Raw genomic sequence first — 926 nt, 5'->3', positions numbered from 1 at the left:
AAGTACAACGGTAGTGACGATGCCGTCTTTGGCGGTGTCGTATCGGGTCGCCCGGCTGAGATTTCGGGGATCGAAAATATGGTGGGCTTGTTCATTAACACCATCCCAATTCGTATCCGCAGCCAGGCTGAGGACACCTTTGCCGACCTGATCAGAGCGAATCAGCAGCAGGCGCTGGCTTCTCAAGATTATGAAACGTATCCGCTGTATGAAATTCAAGCCTTGACCGAGCAAAAACAAGAGCTGATCAACCACATTATCGTGTTTGAAAACTATCCGGTGGAAGAGCAGGTCGAGCAGCTTGGCGAAGGTGCAGCGTCGGATTTTGTAATCCGCAATGCAGGCATGATTGAACAAACGAACTATGATTTCAATCTGCTCGTGATGCCGCAGGAAGCGATGAAAATCCGATTCGAATACAATGCGAAGTTATATGATCGGGAAGCGGTGGAACGGACGCAGGGCCATCTGATACAGCTACTGGAGCAAGTAGTAGCGAATCCGAACATTCGAGTGCAGGAGCTGGATGTACTAAGCGAGCAGGAACGCGAGCAAATTCTCCGCGTATGGGGAGATACAGCTGCCGAGTATCCAAGTGAGCAAACGATCCATGGCTTGTTCGAAGCACAAGCAGTGCAGACACCGGAACAGCCAGCGTTATACTTTGAAGGAGAGCAGCTAACTTATCGCGAGCTGAATGAACGTGCGAATCGTCTGGCTCGTACCTTGCGCAGTCAAGGCGTGACGAAGGATCGGCTGGTGGGTCTGATGACCGAACGTTCGGTAGATATGATTGTGGGCATGTTAGGCATTTTGAAAGCCGGAGGTGCATATGTCCCTATCGATCCGACGTATCCGGAGGAGCGTATCCGCTACATGCTGGACGACTCGGGAGCAGAGCTGTTGTTAACGCAAAGCCATCTGGT

At 51.4% G+C, this 926-nt stretch carries 1 protein-coding gene; it reads left to right on the top strand.

What is annotated here, in order from left to right; all coding sequences use genetic code 11:
- A partial coding sequence (locus AC5V8P_RS25760) for a condensation domain-containing protein (protein ID WP_495474081.1) occupies window positions 1-926 on the top strand: 926 nt, incomplete at both ends.

The sequence above is a fragment of the Paenibacillus sp. N119s genome (genome assembly GCF_059447605.1).
This window is presented reverse-complemented; position numbering and strand designations above follow the sequence as displayed.